Genomic DNA, 21,808 nt, shown 5'->3' with positions numbered 1-21,808 from the left:
TGTGCCGGGAATGCTGTAGGGCCTGCTTCTTGCTCGACAACCTTTCTGACAAAGCCTGCGCGAGACGGTGGATAGTAATAGCGCAAGCAACAGGATGGTGCGAAAGTGGCATGGCATATCCGATCATGATGCAAGCGATGAGCCTTTTCTCTCCGCTCCCTCTTTGTGCCCCATCGTGTCCTTGCGCTTGTCGATACGATTGTGTTGTTTTTTCTCTCAGAAGAAAGCAAGGAATACCTATCATGACAGAAGAACATCAGCTTTCACTTTTCCCTTTCTACAGCGGATGGGGTATCTACCAACAGCGTCTCGTCGCGGCCATCGCGCCTCTTACCGGAGAGCAGCTCGCCTTGCGCCTCACGCCACAACACTGGTCGATTGGTATGTATGTGACGCATATTGTCGCCAATCGCGCATGGTGGTTCCACGCGCGGATGGGCGAGGGGGGCGACGATCTGACTTCCCTTGAATTATGGGCTTTGGGAGTCTGTGAGGCGGACGTAGATCCATGCCACCCGGCGGCAGAACTGGTTGCCGGACTGGAGAAGACCTGGCAGATGATCCAGCAGGCACTTGCCCGTTTGATCCCTGCTGATCTTGAGCAGGTCTACCCGCCTCTAGATGAGGCGGAGCGGGTGCGTCACGCGAAACAGGTCGAGCCTGCGCTCCAGCCATACGCCCGGATGTGGTTGGAGAGGGAGCGGCTAGCAGGAGAAGTGAAACCGACACGTTCGCGCCAGTGGATCATCTGGCATGTACTCGAACATGACATCCATCACGGTAGCGAAATCTCCACCACTCTCGGTGTCTACGGCCTGCCAGTAGTCGAGTTGGATTAAGAACAGGAACATCTTCAGTTTGCCTGTCTCATGAGTGGACATGTTGAAATGATGCGGTCGCTGAAGCTTCAAGGTCGCTTCTGGAGCTTCAGCAGCAGCATGAGTACGAGCAGCGGTATACGCAAGAGGGCGGTGGCCAGCATCAGTCCGCGACTATACGAGGCGCGCGAGGATAACAGCGTACCACTTGTAGGAAAGAGAAAGTCCATTATCAATCGCACCAGCGTCGATTTGCCGGCACCGTTCTCGCCCAGCAGGCCAAAGCTCATGCCGCGCTCAATCGTCAGCGTCAAGTCCTGAAGCGCAGCTGCGCCCGTTTCATAGACTTTAGTCAGATCAAGGCATGCAATTGCCGCCGTTGTATCAATTTTTTCGGTCATACATTCGCCTCTTTCATGCCGCAATCAATCCTCCGGCAATTCGGGCTGCAACAGGTCCGAGGGAGACATTTCTTCTACCAGGAAGCGGCGGAATATGGCTTCGCGATCCTCCTTTTGCAGCCATGATCGCACCAGTTGCCTGCCATAGTAGTAGGTAAAAACATAGCACTCGTGCCAGGAATCATCTAAAAGTCCTAGATTGGTCCCCTGCAAATACTTTGCCATGTAATCCATGATCTCATCTTCTGGCCGTCCCTCGCGCATCATAAACAGGGCATTGCAGCGCACGCCCTCCAGTAAGTCTCGTGCCCTGTTCAGCTTGATTGTATCGACTTGCGTGATTTTATTCACCTCGATGCCCACTGCCGGGTAAATGTATTCGGCAAGCCACTGGTCCATCTCGCCGGGCGCAAAAATCATCTCGCCGGCGTTGTTCGCAATCCCCTCGCTGATCATTGCTTGAGGACTGATAATCATCCCAATTGCCTGCTCCATATATCCACGCTGCCGGTACAGGTGCCGCTCTTTCAATACATACTCTGTGTGATGCCCCGGATATCCTTCGTGACACAACAGGTCCGGCAACGAACGCAAATTGCTGAAGGCATTGCTAATCTCGATCTCTGAGCGATAGCCGCCCTTGTACCAGCACGCCGCACCCATATCCGTCTCCACATTCACCCGGACTTCTATTGTCTCTTCGGGCGGAAGCTCCACCAGGCGCTTCGTGCGATTGCGCACCCCGGCAAATACGCGCTCTACCAGTTGCGGCAGCATGTCCAATTTTTGCCAGGGAAGTTGATACTGCCTGCGCCATTCGAATAAGCGCCGCGCTAGCGTACCCTTGCCGGGAAGCGCCTCATTATACAGCGCCAGCGCCTCCTCAAACTGCTCTTCCAGTATCCAGGATGGCCGAATATCGAAACAGCGCTCCACCTCATCTTCCAGGGAGAAGCGTTCTCCATTCAGCTTGCGGCTCATCGTCTCCATCGCTCTTATGTGTTTATGAAGATACCGGCTTCGTCGAGCCTCAAATCCCTGTTCAGGCAATGCAGCGGCCAGAGCAAGAGCGTTCTCCACAAGCTCACCGGCAGGAACTTCCGTCTCTGCCTCAACCCTCTGTTTCAATCCGGCAGGACCGTAATAGTAATCGATATAGGGCATATCGCTCAACCCACGCAGCAGCTTATCGATGCGCAGGGCGAGCAGCATATAATCTTCAAGCCAGGAGTTGTACATTAAGAAGCTTCTTCTTCAATACTATTTACGTGAGCCATAGGGGTAGTATAACACCATCTATGGTTATCATCAAAAATCGGGACCAGGGTGATTGCCCTGGTCCCGATTTTTGATGGCACTCCCTCTACCTTGCCGATGCCGCTACCGTGAAGCAGGCGGGGTGAACGCCTTGCGGCTCAAAGCTGCCCCGGAGCTTGCCCGTCTTTTCATCAATTCCCATATCAACATAGTGATAGATGCTCTGGAGCTTCACCCTGTCTCCATCATCTCCCTGTACGGCCACAATTTCAAGCACTTTACGCGATCTGTCGCTGGCAAATCCTGTGTGGATGATCAGGTTCAGGCACCGGGCAACCTGTTTTCGTATCGTCGCGAATGGCAGGTGCGACTCCTCCATGAGCCATAGCATTTCTAGCCTGCCGGCGCAATCCTGTGCGTGCCTGGCGAAGATGGTTGTCATAGAACCATCGTAGCCGGAATGCATGGCAGAAAGCAGCACCGCTGTTTCAGCGCCGCGGCACTCGCCAACTATTATTCGCCCCGGCTGCATGCGCAAGGCATTCGCTACCAGGTCTCGCATCGCGGACTTGCGAGAGTTCTCTTCCTCAATTGAATGGGCCTCCAATGTCACGACGTGTTTCTGGTTCAGGCGCAGTTCCGCCAGTTCCTCAACCGTCACAATACGTTCGTTTGCCGGGATGCACGTCGCCAGGGCATTCAATAGCGTCGTCCGCCCGGAACGTCTTTCGCCACAAATGATAATGTTCAGCCGCGCTCTTACGCAAGTGGCAAGAAAGTCCGCCATCTCCTGAGACATCGAGCCGAGCTGCGCCAGTTCGTTCAGCCCATGCCGCACACGGGATGGTTTGCGCATCGTGATCGCGGGTCCTTTGATAGCGGGTGGTGGCATCACGATGTTCACCAGCGTACCACCGGGCAGGCGCACATCCAGCGCAGGGCGACCAGGTTCCATAGAACGGCCCGCGTGTCGCAACATGTTTCCAATAATGCGCATCATATGCTGTTCATCTTCAAAATGGCAATGTACCTCTCGAATCTGCCCTGAACGCTCAACAAATGCCAGGCGAGGTCCCACAACCATAATCTCTGTTACCTCGTCATCGCGCAGCAATCCCTCCAGCGGCCCATATCCCAGCACCTCGTCCACTATGCCACGTAAAACCTGTTCTACCTCATCGAGATTGTGCATGTGGCCGGCCAGAGGTGGTTCATTACGCAAAAGCGCGAGCGCGCGCCTGCGCACAAAATCTACCATACCGCGCCTCTGGCCCGGCACCTTGCCCTGCACGTGCATGATTTCCTCCCAGATACGCGTGCTGAGTTGCAGCACTACGGGCCAGAGGCGGTGCCCGGGGCAAATACCGGTTCCTGGTTCGGGACTATCTTCAGGCTCGCGCACTTGCGGAGATTGCTGGTGAGAGATTGAGGTATCCGGGGGCATCTCAGGTTCTGCCGGTTCTGCTTCATGCTGGGGGCGCTTCAATGCGGAGAGCGGTGGCATTACATCGTTAAGCCACGCATCTTCCTCACCAGGCTCTGAGCGCCGTGACTCCTGTATCAAGGTGGGAAGGGTATCTATATCCTCAGGTGAAGCCTTCTCCTCTTCTCTCTGCTGAAGAAGAATGCTCTTATCTTCTGCATTGCGAGCAAGAGGCGGCATGGTACTCCGGTTATCGATACGTAGAGCAGTGCGCATACCTGTTCGCGCGCGCGGTGTATTGAATGGTATGGAAGAAGCTGAAACTTCAGCATTCAGTTGATCAACTTGCATAGACATCTCGCTTTATGGACTATGAATGTTCGAATAATTTCCTATGTCCAGTATAGCGAGTAGGCAATGAGGGCCAAAAATAAGGGACGCGATATCGACTATCGCGTCCCTCTCTTTACTACGTTAACGCTTAATCCAGGTAATCTTTCAGCTTGCGGCTGCGGCTGGGGTGGCGCAGCTTGCGCAGGGCCTTGGCCTCGATTTGCCGGATACGCTCGCGCGTGACGTGGAACTCCTTGCCGACTTCCTCAAGCGTGCGGCTGCGTCCATCGTCCAGGCCGAAGCGCAGTTGCAATACCTTACGCTCGCGCTCCGTCAGGCTGTCGAGGACATCCTCCACCTGCTCCTTGAGGAGCTGGTGGCTGGCTGCATCGGCAGGCGCCAGGGCGGTGTGATCCTCGATGAAGTCACCCAGGTGGCTGTCTTCCTCTTCGCCAATCGGCGTCTCCAGGCTGACCGGTTCCTGGCTGACCTTGATGATCTCACGCACCTTCTCCGGGCTGATCTCCATCTGAGCGGCGATTTCCTCGGATGTAGGCTCGCGCCCCAGGTCTTGCAGCAGGCGGCGGCTGATACGAATCAGGCGGTTGATGGTTTCCACCATATGCACCGGAATGCGAATCGTGCGCGCCTGGTCCGCGATGGCGCGCGTGATTGCCTGGCGAATCCACCACGTCGCATACGTGCTGAATTTATAGCCTTTTGTATAGTCGAACTTCTCCACGGCCCGGATAAGGCCGATATTACCCTCCTGGATCAGGTCCAGCAGGCTCATGCCGCGCCCGATATACTTTTTGGCAACGCTCACCACGAGGCGCAAATTCGCTTCTGTCAGGCGCCGCTGCGCCTCCTCGCCGTCATCGATCAGGCGATAGTTCCGGCTCGTCACCGGCTTCAGCAGCTCAGCGCGCCCGCGCTCCATCCGTTGCGCCAGGCGAACCTCCTCCTCCGCAGAAAGCAGGGGAACGCGCCCGATCTCACGCAGGTACATGCGGACGGGATCGTCCAGGCTGCTCTCCAGGTCGGCAACAATAATACCCATACCATCGTGCAAGTCATCCCACCGTGAGTGCCCCATTTGCTCCACATCGACCTCATCTTCTGGGCCGGGCTCCCAGTCAGCCGGTGGCTCCTTGCTTGGATCCAGCGCATCCATACCTTCATCATCCTGTAGCTTCGCAAACAGGTCAAATGACTCAGGCGTATCGACAGGCGTCACCAGACTCCCGCCCGTTGTCGCGTGAACATCATGACCCAGATCGCCTAAATTGCCTGTCTCCCGCATATCACCCATATCCCCGATGTCGCCAATGCCGATAAAGCTATCATCCTTGCCTAATAGAGATTCCTCGAATGGCGCTTCAAACTCGTTCTGTCGCACACTGCGCGCTGCATAGGCGTCAACCTCATTTGCATACATATTTCTCAAAGGCTCCGTTTGTGGACGCTGCACATTCTCAATCAGATCTTGCATTTCTGAGATTTTGTTGTGGCGCCGGGTACGCAGCGTCGCCGCACCGGCGCCGTTCTTATTGGCTTCCATATTCACCATTCTGGCATCCCCCTTCAGAAAACAGGCGATAATAATAACGATAATTCCAGTAATTTCCTCTCGTCCAGATCATCCAGACGAGCAAAGTGTGACTACTTCCTCCTCACTTGGAAGAACGCCAGACACCCTGACGATATTTCCAAATAAACGTAATGGCTCGCCCGCTCCTGATCATTTCATTAACAGAAAAAATGATACCGCTCACTATTCTCTTCGACCGACCCATCCCAGGTCGCAAAGCCTCGCATCCCCACTATTAGCTACCATGTAGAGCGCGGATTCATCCAGCACCGCTGCGATTATCTGCTTCCCTACTCGTCCTCATCCCTGTAAATGTGTTGCCGAGTCAATCGTGCGCAACTGCCGGTAGCATTCCTGCAATTGCTCTTGATACTGCCGAGTCGTAGCAATATCGCGCGCGCTTTCCGCCTCTCTTAGAATGTTCCCAAGTTCTGTAATCTTTTTTCTCAGAGATGCGCGTTTGAGGCGAAAAGCGCATTGTTCCGCATCTCTAATCAACCCCTCACCATCTAAAGGCGATCCTGCTTCAATGTTCTTCCGTGCTCGCGCCAGCGTTCCCAGCAACACAGAAGGCACATATTCTTCAAAGGGTTGATATAAGGGGGAAGAACCACGTTGATACACCGTGTTGATTATGCGGTACAACTCTCGCGTGTCTGTCCCGGCAAAGTCACCATCTGTTATTATACCACAAATATGTTTACTTAGCCCAGGATTCTTCAAGAGTAGCCCAATCAGGTAGTCCTCCCATTGTAACCTATTACGACTATACCTGTCAAGTCCAAATGTTCTTGTTTTTTCTCGCTCTCGCTCCTCTCCCCTTGCTTGCCCCTTCGCCTGGCCTCCCTGCTCCTTTTGCCCCGCCGCCAACTCGTCTTCATCGCCCGCTCCATGCTCTGCCGGCTGCGCTCGTCCGTTCTCACTTCCCAGGTGCTGACCACCGCGCTCTTTAAACTCCGCCCGCACCCCGGGTGATCTCTGCCTGCTCAGGAGACGCTGCAACTCATCGTTGAGGCTGCGCTCGTCGATACTGATCATTCCCGCCAGTTTTCTCAGATATGCGTCTCGCTTGATGCGGTCAGAAATCATACCTATTACTGGTAATAGACGTTTCGCGGCCTCACTTTTGCCAGCCGGTTCGCGTAAATTCAGGTCCGCCGTCTTCACTACAAAGTAGTAATCGACCAATGGCAGTGGATGCGCTACCGCGTAGGACCAGGCCACGAAGTCACGCTGGATCACCTCATCCGGGTCTTCTCCCGCCGGCAGTTGCAGCACATTGATCTCCGCGTCTACCTGCTCTTCCAGCCGAATCATCCCACGCGGCTCAGCGCGCCGGCGCCATCGTGGCGCCCCGGAACCCTCCTCCGCCAGCGGCACAGGCACAACCTTGCGATCAAAGCCTTTCAAAGCCTCCTGTATGCCATGCTCGGTAGCTGCTGCTCCGGCGGCATCCGGGTCGAGCGCCAGCGTTACCTGCTTCGTCAGCTTCTTCAACTGCTGGATATGCTTCTCAGTTATAGCGCTGCCGATACAGGCTACTGTCTGTTTCGTGCCATACTGGTGGGCGATTATCGCGTCGACATAGCCCTCGACGATAATCACCTGCTTCTCAAGCTTGATGGCCTCCCTTGCCAGATCCAGGGCATACAACACCGTATTTTTTTCAAAGAGCGCCGTCTGGGGCGAATTGAGATACTTCGGCGGCTCGTCACCCAGGGCACGGCCACCAAAGCCAATCACTCTTCCCCGTATATCACGGATTGGAAAGATGATACGATTGCGAAAGTAATCATAGACCCCACCACTTTTCCTACTGCCGCCCTGCTCCGCTTCATTTTCTTCAGTCTCACCGGCTCTCTCGTTATGCCCATCCATCGGCTCCCACACACTCGTATTGCCGCGCACCCGCGCCAACCCACCATTCACCAGCTCCCGTTCGCTGTAGCCAAGGCCCAGCAGATAGTTGCATAAGCCATCCCAGCGGTCGGGCGCGTAACCGAGGCCGAAGGCGATCACCGATTCGGTCGAAATGCCGCGCTTCCTTATATAAGCGCGTGCCTCCGCTGCCTCCTTTGAACGCAATAGCAACTGGTGAAACCACAACTGCGCATCCTCATTGAGCTTGCGCAATCGCTCCTTCGCGGCGTGTGTCTCGCGTTCCTGCTCCGGGTCCCTGTCACCTTCATATCCCTCGACCGCGATACCGGCTTTTTCCGCGAGGTAGAGCAAGGCATCGCGGAACTCCAGCCCCTGCTGCTTCTCGACGAACGAAAAGATATCGCCGCCTTCGTTACATCCAAAACAATGCCAGGTCTGTGATTCTGGGAACACATAAAATGACGGTGTGCGCTCGTTGTGAAAGGGACACAGCCCTTTCAAGGATTTCCCTGATTTCTGCAGGCCTACAACCAGCCCTACCTCGTCCACCACATCTACTTTCGCTTTGATCTCCTCGATTAAAGATGCCATTACTGTTTCAATCCTCCAATCGGGGAATCGGCCATAGAGCCGACAACACGACCGGCGCCGAATGGTAAAATGTGGTGCTACAGGGTTGCTCTGTTTATCTTACAACACATATAACGAACCATATCTCAGAAAGTCGCGCTATTCTACATAATTCTACATGGTTACAAGTAATATTACGCCAAATGTACTACTCGTTACTAAATACGAACGATAAGCCCCAATAGTATTGCCATAGGCCATCTGGAAAAATCTCCTATAAGGCACTTATCCACATATCCACTTCCCCTAATTACTATGATTCTTTTTTCTTTTTATTACAAAATATAATCTCGTAGCAGTAGTAGGGAGCGTGGAAAAGTGGATAAGTGCCTCGTAACGCCGTTTTACTCTGATCTGGATTGCCTGCGCAGGAGCCTGGAGAGCCACTCGAACACACGTGGATAACTTATCCACCGGGAATAGCGCGGTGTATTCTATGGGGATAAATGCAGTTGGCGGGTGGATAAAAACCTGTTCATTGGGGATAACCGGTACCTGTTTATCCACCTGCGCCATGCTATGGGGATAAGTTATCCCCAACTGCTGTGGATAGTAATTTGTGGTTATCCACCGCTGCCCCGGCCTGGGGATAACTTGTCCACAAAAATTGTGGACAATAACTCATCCCTTTGGACAGGTAGAACAAGCAAAAGGTAAAGCAGGCACTTTTACACAATTTCGTGAAGTTGTCCACAATTTCGGCCCACTTATCCACTTTTTCCGTACTCCGGCGTGATTAACCCTAGAATATAAATGAGTTCCATAGTATCTATCTCTTCTATGTGTGTGGAAAACTCGCCCGCAAGAAATGGGAAAGTGGCGCGCCTGGATGTTTGCTGTGTGGATAGTGTGGAAAACTCGTCCACAATTTTTGTGGAAAACCGCTTACCTGGCCGCCTGGTGTGTGGATAGTGTGGAAAACTTATCCACCACAAATGTGGAAAACCAGAAGCACCTGTGATTACGATGTGGATAGTGTGGAAAACTTATCCACCACAAATGTGGAAAACCAGTATGGCAGGGCTATGATGTGGATAGTGTGGAAAACTCGTCCACAATTTTTGTGGAAAACTGCTTATCTAGTCGCTTGCTGTGTGGATAGTGTGGAAAACTTATCCACCACAAATGTGGAAAACTCGTTTACGGGGTAGCGCTCATAAATTGCGGGATTCATCAATATATGCTCGCTTTCATTCCCCTCTTCATGTGAAGAGAAGCGTGATTGCGTTCATCTTTTCAGGGGGTTCCGGCAGCCAAAAATAGCGAGTTATCCACAATGAATGTGGATAACTCGGTGGAAAATTGTGCAGAAGTACCTCTTCGAGGTACCACAAAGGCTCAAACCGAGAAAGCGGTATCGAGATGGCGCATTCCTGTTTGCGCTAACAACTTATAGACACGCAGGAGTTCGCCAGTACTCAAGGCCGAAGCCACAAGTTGTGTCCCATGAGTTTCAGAGTTCTCTTTCGCATCACCATCATAGATATTTCCAATCATGCCTAACATTCCGTGGTCAAGTTGCCTGCGGAAAGACTGGAGCGCGTGCAGCCCTTTATGCCAGGTCTGCTCCTTACGGGAGCCCGTGTCCTCACTCGATTGTTCGAGATGAAGCATTGCGTCCACATATGGCCCGACCAGCCAGGGCCAGACACTTCCCTGGTGCAGCGCTTGCTGTTGCTCGCGCGCGTTCGCCGGAATCTGAGCTGCATACCCGGCTTCATCCGGGGCCAGGGTGCGCAGGCCGAAAGGCGTTAGCAGTCGCTCCGTCACCAGTCCCATCACCAGGCGCGCAAACGATGTATCCAGCACCGGATAGCGCAGCGAGAGCGCCAGCAGTTGATTTGGCCGGAAGCGCGTATCATCACCTTCCGGTCCGTCGATTACATCATACAGGTAACCACCAAGCGCGTACTGGAAACGCCGGTTAAAGCTGTGCTTACAGCGCGTACTTTCCTCTATATAGAAGTCAGTAGTATGGCTAAGGCGGCCCAGCGAGAAAAGCCAGTGTGTCCACTCATCCATCAGGCGTAGCGCGTTGTACCACAAAGCATTTACTTCGACGGGTTTGCCGTAGCGTGGCGTTACCGGTTCGCCATTGTCCATGGCATTCATCCATGTCAGGGCTTTTCCGGTCGAGTGTGCCTGCAACAGGCCGTCCCCGCTATCGACGCGGATACCATTGGAAGTACCGCGCGTGTATGCCGAGATACAATCGGCGAGCCGGGTATAGAGATCATCCAGCAATTGATGGTCCCGCGTCAGCCGCAGGTAGGAGTCAAGAGCGTAGAAGTACCACAGCGCGGTATCTACGCTGCCATAATCCTGCTCTGTTAGTGGCGCGGCGCGTGTTGGCAGGTGGTCCGGCAACAATCCATACCGGAAATGGCGGGCCAGGCTGCGCAAGATACGCCGGGCATCGCTATAACGCCTGGTAGCCAGGGTCAATCCTGGAAGCGCAATCAATGCCTCTCGCGTTGAAGCGTGCAAGTCATAATAGCCGGGTACAATAACCGGAACGTGCTCTGTATTACTAAAGAACGCGGAATTGTTGCCAAATTCGTTGTCGCGGGGCAACGCGCGCTGCGCGATAAAACGATCTCCGGCCTGGAGCAGCAGCCGTAAGAACTCTTCGCCATCAATCTGCGCTTCGCGGGAAGCGGCGAACGGCAGCACCGGGAGAGTTTGCGCCGTTTCACCGCCCTCGCCAAAGTAGCGCTGCGGTTGTAAAAAACTGCGTGCCCGCTCAACGGCGGAAGTGCGGGAGCGTGCAATCTGGCCTGTATCGAACGTCAAAGACGACAATTCTTCGGTAGTCGCAATAATCGTCAGTGTGGCATCCTCGCCGGGCCAGAGTTTAGTCTTGATGACTCCCGGAAGGTAGAGGTCGTCTATCGCGGTCAGGCCTGCCGCCTGTTCCTGCCTGCGCAGGAAGTGCCAGTACCAGACTCCAGTTGGTAGAAAGGTCGTTTCGCTTTCCGGGTGGCCAACGACAAAAATCGAGAAAGGTACAGCTCCTTCCCAGGCGCGAATAGTACAGCCGATCACGCCACGGGGAAGCTGTAGGGGCCGATTGATCGCGCCCACCGCCGATTCACCGGCCCTTTGCGATAAACCGCTGCTATCCACTTCGTCGCCTGCTTCCGGCGCGTGCATTTGAAGCGAAAATTGCCAATCGAGGTTGCCATATTGCGGCTTATCATAAGGGCGGTAGGAGGTGAATGGCAGCAACGTCAGCGTCAGGGCAGACGGCTCCGTGGCGGCGAACTCTTGCGGGCGCCCGTTATTGCGCCCATATCCATACGACGACGTATCTTGTAAGAAGCTATTTCCCTGCATCCGCCCATTGCCGGGCGTTCTATGATTGTAGGCGCGCTCTTGTGGCATTGCGCGCAGGACGCGATACTGGATATAGGTCGTATGCAAACCTTGTGGCATCCAGATACGTTTCTCCAGCGTAATGCCATGAATCCCGCCCACGCGGTAGGTGAAAACAGGGAAGCCTTCTTCAAGATGGAATGTTTCAAGATGGACAAAACCCGCGGGGTTGAGCGTTCCATCCTGGTACTCGTTAGTGCCAAGATAGTAGGTGCGCTGATCGAAGACGACCTCTTCGTCGATCTTCGCGAGCAACACATGAGGTATGGCTTCGTCATGGAGAGGCGCTACCAGGAGGCCGTGTTGCATGCGTGCCAGCGTGCCGGCGACCGTGCCTGCAGCGTAACCTCCCAGGCCGTTGGTGATCAGCCATTCCCGTGAAATTGTTTCGTTGAAATCGCAACAAATACTGCGATCTAAAATAATGGGCATAGCTCCTCGCCCTCTTGTTCATTATCAATGGAGGGGACACGATGAATCCCGGACCCCTTTTTTAAGCGTGCTACGCGGACGAATTTCGCTCTTTATTACAAGACTGTCACAGGGTCTTGCCCTTGCCAGGCAACCTGATTTATCAAAGGTCATTTTCTCTCCCCCACAAGTTTATCATAATGCAAATGGAAAAATATAGTTCTTTCTATGGATTTTTATACACCGGTGCGTAATTGCGATAAATTGTCAGGAAGTGTGACCAGATTGTGATAGATCGTTCAAAATAATAAAGAGATCAAATTCGGCCAGCGGACGTGATATAATAGGGGGCAAATTTTTTTATCTGGCGAGAGAGGAAACGCAATTATGGCAATGTTTGAAAGCTTATCAAATCGTCTCGAAGGGGTCTTCACAAATCTTAGTGGCAAGGGCAAGCTGACCGAAGCAGACGTTGATGAGGCAATGCGCGAAGTGCGACTGGCGCTGCTAGAAGCGGATGTCAGCCTGAAGCTTGTGCGTCAATTTGTTGAACGGGTGAAGGCGAAAGCCGTTGGCACGGATGTCCTGGGCAGTTTCTCGCCGGCGCAACAGGTGCTTCAAATCGTCAATGACGAACTGATAGAGATGCTGGGTGGAACCGAGGGCAAGAATAAGCTGGACCTTGGTGGAACGCCCCCGAACGTGATTATGCTGGTCGGCCTGCAAGGGTCTGGTAAAACTACGACGGCAGCCAAGCTCGCGAACTACCTGCGCAAGCAGCAGGGGCAGCGCCCGCTGATGGTCGCGGCCGATATGTACCGTCCCGCTGCTGTTCACCAGCTGCAAACGCTAGGCAAGCAGCTCTCGATACCGGTTTATTCCGAGCCGACGGGCGCCAACCCGGTCGATATCTGCGTACACGCGATTGACTATGCGCGCGAGCAGGCCGCGACGGTGGTGATCCTGGACACGGCTGGTCGCCTGAACATCGACGAGCGCATGATGCAGGAGGTCATCAATATTCGCAACCGCGTGCGCCCACGCGAGGTGCTGCTGGTGGCGGACGCCATGACCGGCCAGGAAGCAGTGCGCGTGGCCGATGACTTCAATAAGGCCGTCTCATTGACGGGCATGATCCTGACCAAGATGGATGGCGATGCTCGCGGCGGCGCGGCGCTTTCTATTCGCTCGGTGACGGGCGTGCCAATCAAATTCATGGGTGTGGGCGAAAAAACGGATGCCCTGGAGCCGTTTTATCCTGATCGCCTGGCCTCGCGTATATTGGGAATGGGCGATGTGCTTTCGCTGATCGAGCGCGCCCAGGAGACCATCGACCAGGAAGAGGCGCTCAAGGCCCAGGCCAGGATGCAGCAGGGCAAGTTCGACCTGGAAGATTTTCTCACCGCCATGCGCCAGTTGAAACGCATGGGTCCGTTGCGGTCGGTGATGGAGATGCTGCCGGGTTTCAACAAGCTGACCAGTATGCCTGAGATGGAGGAGGCGCTGGAAGGCGATCACCTGAAGCATATCGAGGCAATTATCCTCTCGATGACGAAAGAGGAACGGCGTAATCCCGATATTATCAATGGCAGTCGCCGGAAGCGTATCGCTCGTGGCAGTGGCATGACGCCGCAGGATGTCAACCAGCTGCTTTCTCAATTCAATGAGATGCGCACGATGATGCGCCAGGTTAGCACCGGCAAGGGCCCGTGGGCGAGAATGGCGCGGCAATTCGCCGGAAGTGGAGCTCTACCCGGAGGCTTACCGGGGATGGAGGATATGCCCGACATGCGGGTACCGGCTTTGCCGAGGCCAAATGGGTCAGGTGGGAAGAAGACGGGCAAGGCCGCACGTAAAGAGAAACGCAGGCAAAAACAGAAATCACGCGGTGGCCGGAGGTAATCGTTGACATTGCCGGCAACGGCGTTGACCTGACAAAAACAGAAATCACGAGTTGGACGGAGGTGACCCTCTATGCGCGCAAAGCGTTCTATTCACCTGGCTCACTCCCTACTGGCGGCGATGCTGGTTGGCTTTATGCTGGTGACGAGCGGCTGTGGAGGCTCCAGCCAATCGCAGCAGCAGGCCAGCCAGAACAAATCGCAGCTGGATACCGCGCTGCAACATGCTGAGGCGAGCGGTGTTCCTGCTTCACAACTCGCACCTATTGTGAAGCAGGAACAGCAGCTGAGTTCCACGAGCGCGCCCTTTACCCTCTTCAATGACCAACCAGATACGGACTATTATCTAAGTCAAGCCAGGCAATATCACCAGCTCTATATTCAATTGCAAGGTATCATCAGTTCCGTGACCGATCAGTATGCGACACAGGCGCAGATGGATATGCAGGATTTCCAGCAGACGCTGGCGGTCCAGGCTACGAAAAAGGCCGGCAATATTCAGGCTTTTTTCGAGCAATATAACAAGGATAACGCGCTCTTGGCCGCTGCTGTGACGCCAAAGGATTACATCGCCATCAGTCGCGACGCCGGAAGCGCGATCCAGGCTCTGCACTTGCTGGCAACGACATATACGCAGCTTACGACGTTCAAGGACACTATCAATCAGATGCAGAAGGCGCGTCTCGATGTGTCCGCCATGCAGGTTCAATACCAGGGCGACCTTGTCACTTTCAACAACGCGGTGAGGCCGGCAGATTTCCAGAATCTCAGCAGCCTGGTTGACGCGCAGTATTCGATGGCGGTGGCAAACTCGATGCTGGCCCTGCCTTATGCAGGCGCTGCCAAGCTCAGCGAGTTCAAGACGCAGCTCGGCCTGTTGAAGACCTATGGCATGGATGCGAGCGCTTATCAAAAGCTGTATGCGGCTGACCAGGCAGCGATGAAGAAGGTGACCAACATCGCGGAATACCTGTCTGTGTCCGCGAAGATCGACGCGGATATTGCCACTATGCATGATGACCTGGTGCAGGGCGCGGCCAACTACCTGGTCGGCGAACTGGACCGCGAGGCGCGAGCATGGGGCAAAGCGCACCTGTATCACGATACGTTCGATGGCAATAACTACATTCTCGATGCCGGCTACACCTCGGATGGCATTGGCTACTGGATCAGCCGCGACCTGAGCTGGGCTTATGCTCCATCAGACTTCCAGGCCGTAGTCGATGAGGAGAACAACGAGTTCTTCAACCTGCAGATGCTGGAGCAGGATTATTACGATCACACCCCCTACAACAAGGTGCATCAGACCGACCTGGAAATGTTCCAGCATTATCCGAGTTTGAAGCAGGGTATGGTGTTGATGGTCTCATTCGTCGAGCAGGCGATGCGCGTCTACGATAACGGCAAGCTGATCAATGCTTTCCTGGTGACGACAGGCCGTGTCGAGCGTCCGGCGCTGCCCGGTGTCTGGACGGTACAGGATCGCAAGTCGCCGACGGAATTCAAGTCCGATGATCCGCCGGGTTCGCCTTTCTGGTACCCGCCGACGCACATTAATTATGCCATTCTCTATCACTGGGGTGGTTTCTTCGTGCATGACGCGTGGTGGCGCGTGAACTTCGGTCCCGGCACGCAGTTCCCGCACTATGATGTTGGCGGCGATGAGGCTTTTGCCGGCAACGGCAGCCACGGCTGCATCAATATGCAGGAAGACCAGGCGGCATGGGTATACGCCCATACAGATTGGAACACGCAGATCGCGGTGTATTAGGGGCCGCGTAGTTCAGGATTTTACGCAATGAAAAGCCCATCCATGGATGGGCTTTTCATTGCGTAAAATCCTGAACTACGCGATATTCTCTTCTTCTTCAGCCTCTTCCGTTGGCGGCAAGGATAATGGCGGCAGCAGGTCGGGGCGCACGATGGGCAATTGCCGGTAGATGTCCGCGCCTGTAAGCGAGCTGCGCCAGCTTCTGGCCGCGCTCAGGTCGTTGACGAAATCCGGCTGCAGATCGATGCCCAGCGCCTGCCAGGTGAGGCTGATGGCGCGGCGGGCAAAAGCGATGTTGTTGCGCGGCTCGATGCGGTCCAGGTCTTCAAAGAAGAAGCCGCAGCTGGTGAAGCTACACTGTGTGTAGTATTGCGCCTCGAGCAAGAGCAGGGTGCGCTGTTCCATCAAGGGATCGGCCGGCGGGCCGGAATGCCTGCCCTGGTTCGCCCAGAAGCTCTCCGGCGTTTCCCAGCCGTTGCGAACGGGCAGGTAAGCGTTGCGAGCGGCCCAGGGGTTGGCGAGCGTTTTAGAGGCGTATTGCTCGAAGAGCTGGTCAATATGTCCGGCCAGGCGATTCAAGGCCGAGCGCAGTTTCGCTTTCCAGCTGCTGTCGCCCTCGGTACATTCGCAGCCAGTATCCCAGCGCGCTACGCCATGGCTGCAGCTCCAGGCGCTTGGTACGCGCAGCTCAACCTCTTTTGTCGCCGGGTACATACGCATGTAGCGTTCCAGCGTGCAGACCTCGAAGCCGTAGGATGGCGCGCCGGTATGCACGAGATGCTCCAGAAATTTATCGCGCCAGGGTTTGTGATGTCCATAGAGCTCGCCATCCGTGGCGATCAGGATCAACTGCGCCTCTCCGTTCTGGCGTTTGCTCTGTACCAGATTTTCGGGCAGGTAGCTGGCCGCGAAGAGGTCGGCATTGCTGGTGGTGTCCCAGTCGAAAGAGACGCCGCCGGACAGGGGCGCATTGTAGAAGAAGACGGTGATGCTGCGCCCATCCTTCAGGCGCACGATATAAGGCTCGCTGGGATCGATAGGCGCGGCCGCCTGCCAGGGAGCCAGCACGGTATAGCGGACGCCGTATTGCGCCAGCAGGTCGAGCGTTTCGATGTCTACGGCCGTTTCCGCCAGCCACATGCCGGTGGCGTCGCGCCCGTAGCGATGGCGAAAGTCGCTTAAGCCCCATTCAATTTGGGTGCGTTTATCACGCGTATTGGCCAGCGGTAATATGGTGTGGTTGTAGGCCTGCGCCATGGCATTGCCTACGCCATAGCGGGCCATGTGATGCCGGTCGGCATCGATGATGCGGCGGTACACGTCGGGATGGGCGTCTTCCAGCCACGCGGCCAGCGTCGGACCAAGATCATAGTTGATTTCATCAAAATTGCCGGCCTCGGCATTGGGACGATAACATTCGGCGGTAATCTTCTCATTGAAGTTGGTATAAGGCGTGGCTCCGGGTTCAATGGGGAGCAATTCGGTAAATGGGTCCTCGCGCGGAGGCTGATAAAAATGCCCATGCAGACACAGGTATGCAGGGCCGAGTTTTGATCCCTCGCCAGGATCGGCAGTGTTCTTTTGATCAAGCATAGAATCTAATCACCTTTACTGGTAAAGCAAACAGCAAAATCAGCACTGTCACTACCAGAACGACACACAAATTCCTCTCTACTTACTGTAACGGTCTAAGCATAGTATTCCGTTCCAACGCAAGCTAATATAAATCACGACAATGACATACAGTTATTATACCTCATCAGAGTGGAACTTGCTAAAAGCGCCTATTGCTGGTGATTACCTATAAGGGGCGAGAGATGCTTCGTTCCACTCAGCATGACAGGCCCTATTGGCCGTCTAAGGGGCGAGAGATGCTTCGTGGCCCTCAGCATGACAGGCCCTATTGGTCGTCGTCTAAGGGGGCGAGAGATGCTTCGTTCCACTCAGCATAACAGGCCTTATTGGCCGTCGTTACTGCACCGGTTCCACTCAACTGGCGAGAGATGCTTCGTTCCACTCAGCATGACATGGTGGAACATGTCATGCTGAGTGGAACGAAGCATCTCTCGCCCCTTTTATTCACAGGAGCAATCAAGATGGAGACCTGAGCAAGTTGCAACGGGTCGCGACCTTTCGGGAGTTCAGCGCTGGAAACAGCCTGTTGAAAGGTACTCGAACCTATTACGCGCTCAATTCCTGCCTTGTGCCTGTGCCGACCTGGGCACTGAGCAGGAATTCCTCGTAGGCTTCGCGCAGCTTGGGGTAGCGCAGCAGGAAGAAGCCGGCATATTCCTGCGTGAGCGGGCGAGGTTGACGCAGGAGGCGCATATTCACTTCTTTGAGCAGGCGGTTGCCCTTTTTTCCGTTGCAGGCTTTGCAGCAGGCTACCAGGTTCTCCCAACTCGTTGTGCCGCCGCGCGAGCGCGGAATGATGTGATCGAGCGTCAGATCGCGGCTGCGCTTGCCACAGTACTGGCAGGTCTCGTCATCGCGCAGCAGGATATTTGAGCGTGTAGGCTGCAGCGCCACGCGGGGCACGCGCACATTGGCGAGCAACTGCACAATGACGGGTCGTTCCAGCTCGAGGCGCCGGGCTTGAATGCTCTCCTCGATCAACTGGCGCACGCTATCATCGACGAACGTGACCTTCTGCTTGGACAGCAGCACGATCAAACGGCGCTCAGGAATGACCGATAGAGGTTGGAGTGAGGAATTCAATACAAGAACTGCCATGAAATGGTTTCCCTTCCTCTCTGTCAGAGCCGATAGCGAGAGCAGACAGCGAGGAAGAAGCGTGAGGTGCGGACAGGGGGAAGGGAGCAACTCCCAATCCCTCAGCTTCTACCGCCGCCTGCGACGACGACTGGACGGATAGGGACGGAGGCGACTTGCACGTCCAGGTAGATTTGGCCCGGCGGGTTGTCCTCTGCCTGCCCATTGGTCGGGTTGTTCCCATTGGGAATCTGGACAGGGAGTGGTCAGACTGCGGCACCCGTTTAAGCCGGATGCCTGTAGCTGAAGTGCCCGCATCAATGTCTCCTCTAATTACCTGTGAATACTGTATGTGCGTGTGCCATCCTGGTCGGGGTGAGAGGACTTGAACCTCCGACCTCAGCGTCCCGAACGCTGCGCGCTAGCCGACTGCGCTACACCCCGGTTTTTACGATCCGTACAAATGGACTCTATCGCCCTATCCTACAATGAACCGCATTACAAACATGTGTCAAGTGTCCAGTTTTGCTCAGTTCGCCTATGAGCGTAGTTGTCAGGCGTTTCTAAGCGCATCCGCGACACCTCCCCTGTTTCATCCCTAGTATAGCATACGCAAGCAAGATTTGACAATAGGAATTTTTTAGGGATCAGCATGCTTAGAGGGATGGGATCGGCTGATCCAGAACTGACGCTGGTATGGCTTCGCGACTACCCACAATCCCACCCTCTTTTCCCATCCTTTGATGGGTCATAACCCACCCAGGTGCCGGGTATAGTTGTCTCAACAAGACAAGCAGCCTCTCTTCGCTCGCGTTTGTCTGTCTAAAACGGCTCGATTACATCAGACCAAGGATTCACCTACAAATGAGAAAGGAAAATCGTATGCATCACCTCCGCCTGCGTGCTGTTGTCCTGCTGAGTGCGTGCTTGCTCATGCTGCTGCTCGCCTCTGCTCCCAGCGCGCTCGCCAGCAGCTTTCAAAGCGACCGTGCGGCAAGTTGCCCTTCGATTACCAGCTTCAGCCCCACCAGTGGAGCGCCCGGAACCAGCGTCGTGCTGACCGGTTGTGGCTTGACCGGCACGACCAGCGTTACCTTTCACGGCGTTGTGGCCAGTTTCGTCGTCAATTCGGACACCCAGATCACGGCCATGGTGCCCGTTGGGGCCACCAGCGGCGTGATCGCCGTTTACACCCCAACGAAGACCGTCAAGAGTCCTGGCAAGTTCATCGTGCTCAAGACCTCGGCCTCGATCACGCTTTCGCCGACCGCCGGGCCGCCGACCAGTTCGATCACCGTGACCGGTAGTGGCTTCAGCAAGAATAAGGCGGTCGATGTCTACTTCGACACCTCTGACGAAGCGCTAGCGGGGACCGACGGCCAGGGGGCGTTCTCCATCACCATCACCGTGCCGGCTGATGCCGTACCCGGCACGCACACGGTGAGCGCGGTGCAGCGCTACACGGGACTCACGGCCCAGGCCTCGTTCCTGGTGCAGACCAACTGGGACGAGTTCGGCTACAACCTCCAGCACAGCGGCACCAATCCTTACGAGAACGTCCTCAACCCCTCCAACGTCTCCAGCATGCTGCTCGATTGGACTGCCCCGACCACCTATGAGATATTCTCCTCACCGGCGGTGGCCAATGGGATGCTGTATGACGCTTCCGAGGACGGCAAGCTGTATGCCTATACCTTACCGCTCCAGGATCGGGTGCAGCCGCCGGCGCGGCCCAATCCGTCCCGGTTGTATCCCAACCTCAACCTGCCGCTCTCGCATTGAGTTGGCAGGTTGGAGAGCGGTGCGAGTGGGGAAAGACGGCGGGCAGACGGCCTCTCACATTTTGACGAGTGGCCTTTCTGAAAGGCGACAAGCAGGGGACGCACTACCTTGCAGGCCTTAGCGGGGGCGCGCTCGCACAGTCTCCCTGAGAGGGATGAATTAACGCTGCATCTTCTACAAGGCTCATAGCCGTTGCGCCTACGCCTTGTGGTCGCCCTGAAAGGGATGATGAATTACCCTCCCAGTTCCCGCACGAGCCTGTCCGCCAGCGCGAAGGAATAGTTCTGGCCGCGATCATGTGGGTAGACCTGAAACATATTGGCGACCCACAGGCCCTGCAAAGGCGTGCGCAGCGGGGGGATGTGCTCGCGGTAATCAGTCGTCACAATCGGCTGGGCGAATGGGGCCTGGAAGAGCCAGCTTTCCGAAACCCATTCGTTGCTACAAGCCGGGTTGAGGCGTTTGAGGTAGGGCAAGAACTCGTCGATGATCTGCTCCTTGCTCATGCTGAAGAGTGGGTCGTCCATGGGGCGGTAGTTGCCCAGGTAGATGAGGTGGCGCCCTCCATATTCGGAGGGCGGGCGGTAGTTCGTATGCTCGACCAGGCTGGTGAAAGGAGAGCCGGGATCGCAGGGATTGATCCAGTAGCTATCCGTCAGCTGGTGAGTGAGCGCGAGGATGAGGCATTGCGCGCCATAGGCCTGGCCCCAGTCATAACGCTGGCGATAATCATCTGGCAGGGCCGGGATGAGGCGGCAGGTCAGGCGCGTTGGCAGCGTGGAGATGACGCGATCAACCGTCCAGCTTCCCTTGCCGGTTGTGATCTCCCAGCGCCCGTCGTCGCGCGGCGCGGCCTTTTCCACGCGCGTGCCGAGCAACACTTTTCCTCCGGCCTCGCCGATACGCTCTACGAGTCGTTCGTAAAGCAACTGGAAGCCGCCGCGCAGGTAGCCCAGGTAGGTTGTGCGGTCGTGGAAACGCGCCCAGAACCAGGGGAGCGCAACCTGGTCATGCATGGCGCCGAACTTGGCCTGAAAGAGGGGCTGAAAGACCATTTCATAGGGGCGTTTGCCCATCCAGCGTGCGAGCCATGGCTCCGCCGTTTTGCCCTCGAATATACCTGAGCCACTCAATTTGAGAAAGGCGGCTACGGCGGCCACGCGGACGCGCTCATCGATTCTGAGAGGGGAAAATTTGAGCAGCGTCATTGGCGAATCCAGTTGTTGGAATTTGCCATCGATGAGGCAGACGGTGCGTGGGTGAGACCATTCGAGGCGGTCGCCGAGGCCGAGTTCCTGGATCAGTTTGATGATGGTGGTATCGGTGCGAAACAGGTGATGATAAAATTTCTCCAGCCAGGTGTCGCCGACGCGAAAGCCCGCGGCCAGGCCACCCGCGATGGGTTCCTGTTCAAAGACCATGACCGAATGGCCGGCCTGAGTCAAGCGATACGCTGCCCCTAAGCCCAACGCGCCTCCTCCAAGGATGGCATATTCCATGTGATTGCTCCTGAGTTCGTTTG

Annotated in this window: 14 protein-coding genes and 1 tRNA gene; 4 read left to right on the top strand and 11 right to left on the bottom strand. The window is 55.4% G+C overall.

Annotation, left to right across the window (positions count from 1 at the left end):
• Positions 1 to 242 precede the first annotated feature (242 nt).
• Positions 243 to 839: a DinB family protein gene (locus VFA09_10220; GenBank protein HZU67640.1), complete on the top strand. Its 597-nt coding sequence runs from the start codon at positions 243 to 245 to the stop codon at positions 837 to 839.
• A 68-nt stretch (positions 840 to 907) separates the two neighbouring features.
• On the opposite strand, the gene VFA09_10215 is transcribed toward VFA09_10220, so the two are convergent.
• The 6 genes from VFA09_10215 to VFA09_10190 all read right to left on the bottom strand — a co-directional run bounded on the left by VFA09_10215 (position 908) and on the right by VFA09_10190 (position 12,141).
• On the bottom strand, positions 908 to 1,219 hold the full coding sequence (locus VFA09_10215) for an ATP-binding cassette domain-containing protein (protein HZU67639.1): 312 nt from the start codon (positions 1,217 to 1,219) through the stop codon (positions 908 to 910).
• Positions 1,220 to 1,243: 24 nt separating this feature from the next.
• Positions 1,244 to 2,458: a hypothetical protein gene (locus VFA09_10210; protein HZU67638.1), complete on the bottom strand. Its 1,215-nt coding sequence runs from the start codon at positions 2,456 to 2,458 to the stop codon at positions 1,244 to 1,246.
• A gap of 124 nt (positions 2,459 to 2,582) precedes the next feature.
• Positions 2,583 to 4,250 (bottom strand): ATPase, T2SS/T4P/T4SS family, encoded by a 1,668-nt coding sequence (locus tag VFA09_10205; GenBank protein ID HZU67637.1) that lies wholly within the window; start codon positions 4,248 to 4,250, stop codon positions 2,583 to 2,585.
• A 130-nt stretch (positions 4,251 to 4,380) separates the two neighbouring features.
• Complete coding sequence (rpoD, locus tag VFA09_10200) at positions 4,381 to 5,802, bottom strand: RNA polymerase sigma factor RpoD (GenBank protein HZU67636.1); 1,422 nt, start codon at positions 5,800 to 5,802, stop codon at positions 4,381 to 4,383.
• Between the two features lie 321 nt (positions 5,803 to 6,123).
• On the bottom strand, positions 6,124 to 8,295 hold the full coding sequence (gene dnaG / locus VFA09_10195; protein HZU67635.1) for a DNA primase: 2,172 nt from the start codon (positions 8,293 to 8,295) through the stop codon (positions 6,124 to 6,126).
• Between the two features lie 1,377 nt (positions 8,296 to 9,672).
• Positions 9,673 to 12,141, bottom strand: coding sequence for an amylo-alpha-1,6-glucosidase (locus tag VFA09_10190; GenBank protein HZU67634.1), 2,469 nt, complete (start codon positions 12,139 to 12,141; stop codon positions 9,673 to 9,675).
• Between the two features lie 366 nt (positions 12,142 to 12,507).
• Between VFA09_10190 and ffh the strand changes: the two genes are divergently transcribed.
• Together ffh and VFA09_10180 are read left to right on the top strand one after the other, a co-directional pair.
• Complete coding sequence (gene ffh / locus VFA09_10185; protein HZU67633.1) at positions 12,508 to 14,022, top strand: signal recognition particle protein; 1,515 nt, start codon at positions 12,508 to 12,510, stop codon at positions 14,020 to 14,022.
• Positions 14,023 to 14,094: 72 nt separating this feature from the next.
• Positions 14,095 to 15,792, top strand: a complete 1,698-nt coding sequence (locus tag VFA09_10180; GenBank protein HZU67632.1) for a L,D-transpeptidase — start codon at positions 14,095 to 14,097, stop codon at positions 15,790 to 15,792.
• Positions 15,793 to 15,867: 75 nt separating this feature from the next.
• Here VFA09_10180 and VFA09_10175 read toward each other — a convergent pair whose 3' ends face one another.
• The 4 genes from VFA09_10175 to VFA09_10160 form a co-directional block, all read right to left on the bottom strand.
• A complete protein-coding gene (locus VFA09_10175) occupies positions 15,868 to 17,385 on the bottom strand; it encodes a DUF3536 domain-containing protein (protein HZU67631.1) in 1,518 nt (505 codons plus the stop codon).
• 588 nt (positions 17,386 to 17,973) lie between these two features.
• Positions 17,974 to 18,525: an HNH endonuclease gene (locus tag VFA09_10170; protein ID HZU67630.1), complete on the bottom strand. Its 552-nt coding sequence runs from the start codon at positions 18,523 to 18,525 to the stop codon at positions 17,974 to 17,976.
• A gap of 108 nt (positions 18,526 to 18,633) precedes the next feature.
• On the bottom strand, positions 18,634 to 18,822 hold the full coding sequence (locus VFA09_10165) for a hypothetical protein (protein HZU67629.1): 189 nt from the start codon (positions 18,820 to 18,822) through the stop codon (positions 18,634 to 18,636).
• 49 nt (positions 18,823 to 18,871) lie between these two features.
• Positions 18,872 to 18,948, bottom strand: a tRNA-Pro gene (locus VFA09_10160).
• 438 nt (positions 18,949 to 19,386) lie between these two features.
• On the opposite strand from VFA09_10160, the gene VFA09_10155 reads away from it, so the two are divergent.
• Positions 19,387 to 20,286 (top strand): IPT/TIG domain-containing protein, encoded by a 900-nt coding sequence (locus VFA09_10155; protein ID HZU67628.1) that lies wholly within the window; start codon positions 19,387 to 19,389, stop codon positions 20,284 to 20,286.
• Between the two features lie 233 nt (positions 20,287 to 20,519).
• Here the strand turns inward: VFA09_10155 and VFA09_10150 are convergent, their stop codons facing one another.
• Positions 20,520 to 21,785, bottom strand: coding sequence for an NAD(P)/FAD-dependent oxidoreductase (locus VFA09_10150; GenBank protein HZU67627.1), 1,266 nt, complete (start codon positions 21,783 to 21,785; stop codon positions 20,520 to 20,522).
• Positions 21,786 to 21,808 lie beyond the last annotated feature (23 nt).

The organism is Ktedonobacteraceae bacterium (genome assembly GCA_035653615.1).
GTDB lineage: Bacteria > Chloroflexota > Ktedonobacteria > Ktedonobacterales > Ktedonobacteraceae > DASRBN01.
The sequence above is the reverse complement of the archived record's forward strand: the minus strand, read 5'-3'. Positions and strand labels throughout refer to the sequence as shown.

What these genes read in the sequence shown, in the direction of transcription:
- VFA09_10220 (HZU67640.1), top strand. Translation starts at nt 243, where the DNA reads ATGACAGAAGAACATCAGCTTTCACTTTTCCCTTTCTACAGCGGATGG.
- VFA09_10215 (HZU67639.1), bottom strand. Translation starts at nt 1,219, where the DNA reads ATGACCGAAAAAATTGATACAACGGCGGCAATTGCATGCCTTGATCTG.
- VFA09_10210 (HZU67638.1), bottom strand. Translation starts at nt 2,458, where the DNA reads ATGTACAACTCCTGGCTTGAAGATTATATGCTGCTCGCCCTGCGCATC.
- VFA09_10205 (HZU67637.1), bottom strand. Translation starts at nt 4,250, where the DNA reads ATGCAAGTTGATCAACTGAATGCTGAAGTTTCAGCTTCTTCCATACCA.
- rpoD (HZU67636.1), bottom strand. Translation starts at nt 5,802, where the DNA reads ATGGTGAATATGGAAGCCAATAAGAACGGCGCCGGTGCGGCGACGCTG.
- dnaG (HZU67635.1), bottom strand. Translation starts at nt 8,295, where the DNA reads ATGGCATCTTTAATCGAGGAGATCAAAGCGAAAGTAGATGTGGTGGAC.
- VFA09_10190 (HZU67634.1), bottom strand. Translation starts at nt 12,141, where the DNA reads ATGCCCATTATTTTAGATCGCAGTATTTGTTGCGATTTCAACGAAACA.
- ffh (HZU67633.1), top strand. Translation starts at nt 12,508, where the DNA reads ATGGCAATGTTTGAAAGCTTATCAAATCGTCTCGAAGGGGTCTTCACA.
- VFA09_10180 (HZU67632.1), top strand. Translation starts at nt 14,095, where the DNA reads ATGCGCGCAAAGCGTTCTATTCACCTGGCTCACTCCCTACTGGCGGCG.
- VFA09_10175 (HZU67631.1), bottom strand. Translation starts at nt 17,385, where the DNA reads ATGCTTGATCAAAAGAACACTGCCGATCCTGGCGAGGGATCAAAACTC.
- VFA09_10170 (HZU67630.1), bottom strand. Translation starts at nt 18,525, where the DNA reads ATGGCAGTTCTTGTATTGAATTCCTCACTCCAACCTCTATCGGTCATT.
- VFA09_10165 (HZU67629.1), bottom strand. Translation starts at nt 18,822, where the DNA reads ATGCGGGCACTTCAGCTACAGGCATCCGGCTTAAACGGGTGCCGCAGT.
- VFA09_10155 (HZU67628.1), top strand. Translation starts at nt 19,387, where the DNA reads ATGCATCACCTCCGCCTGCGTGCTGTTGTCCTGCTGAGTGCGTGCTTG.
- VFA09_10150 (HZU67627.1), bottom strand. Translation starts at nt 21,785, where the DNA reads ATGGAATATGCCATCCTTGGAGGAGGCGCGTTGGGCTTAGGGGCAGCG.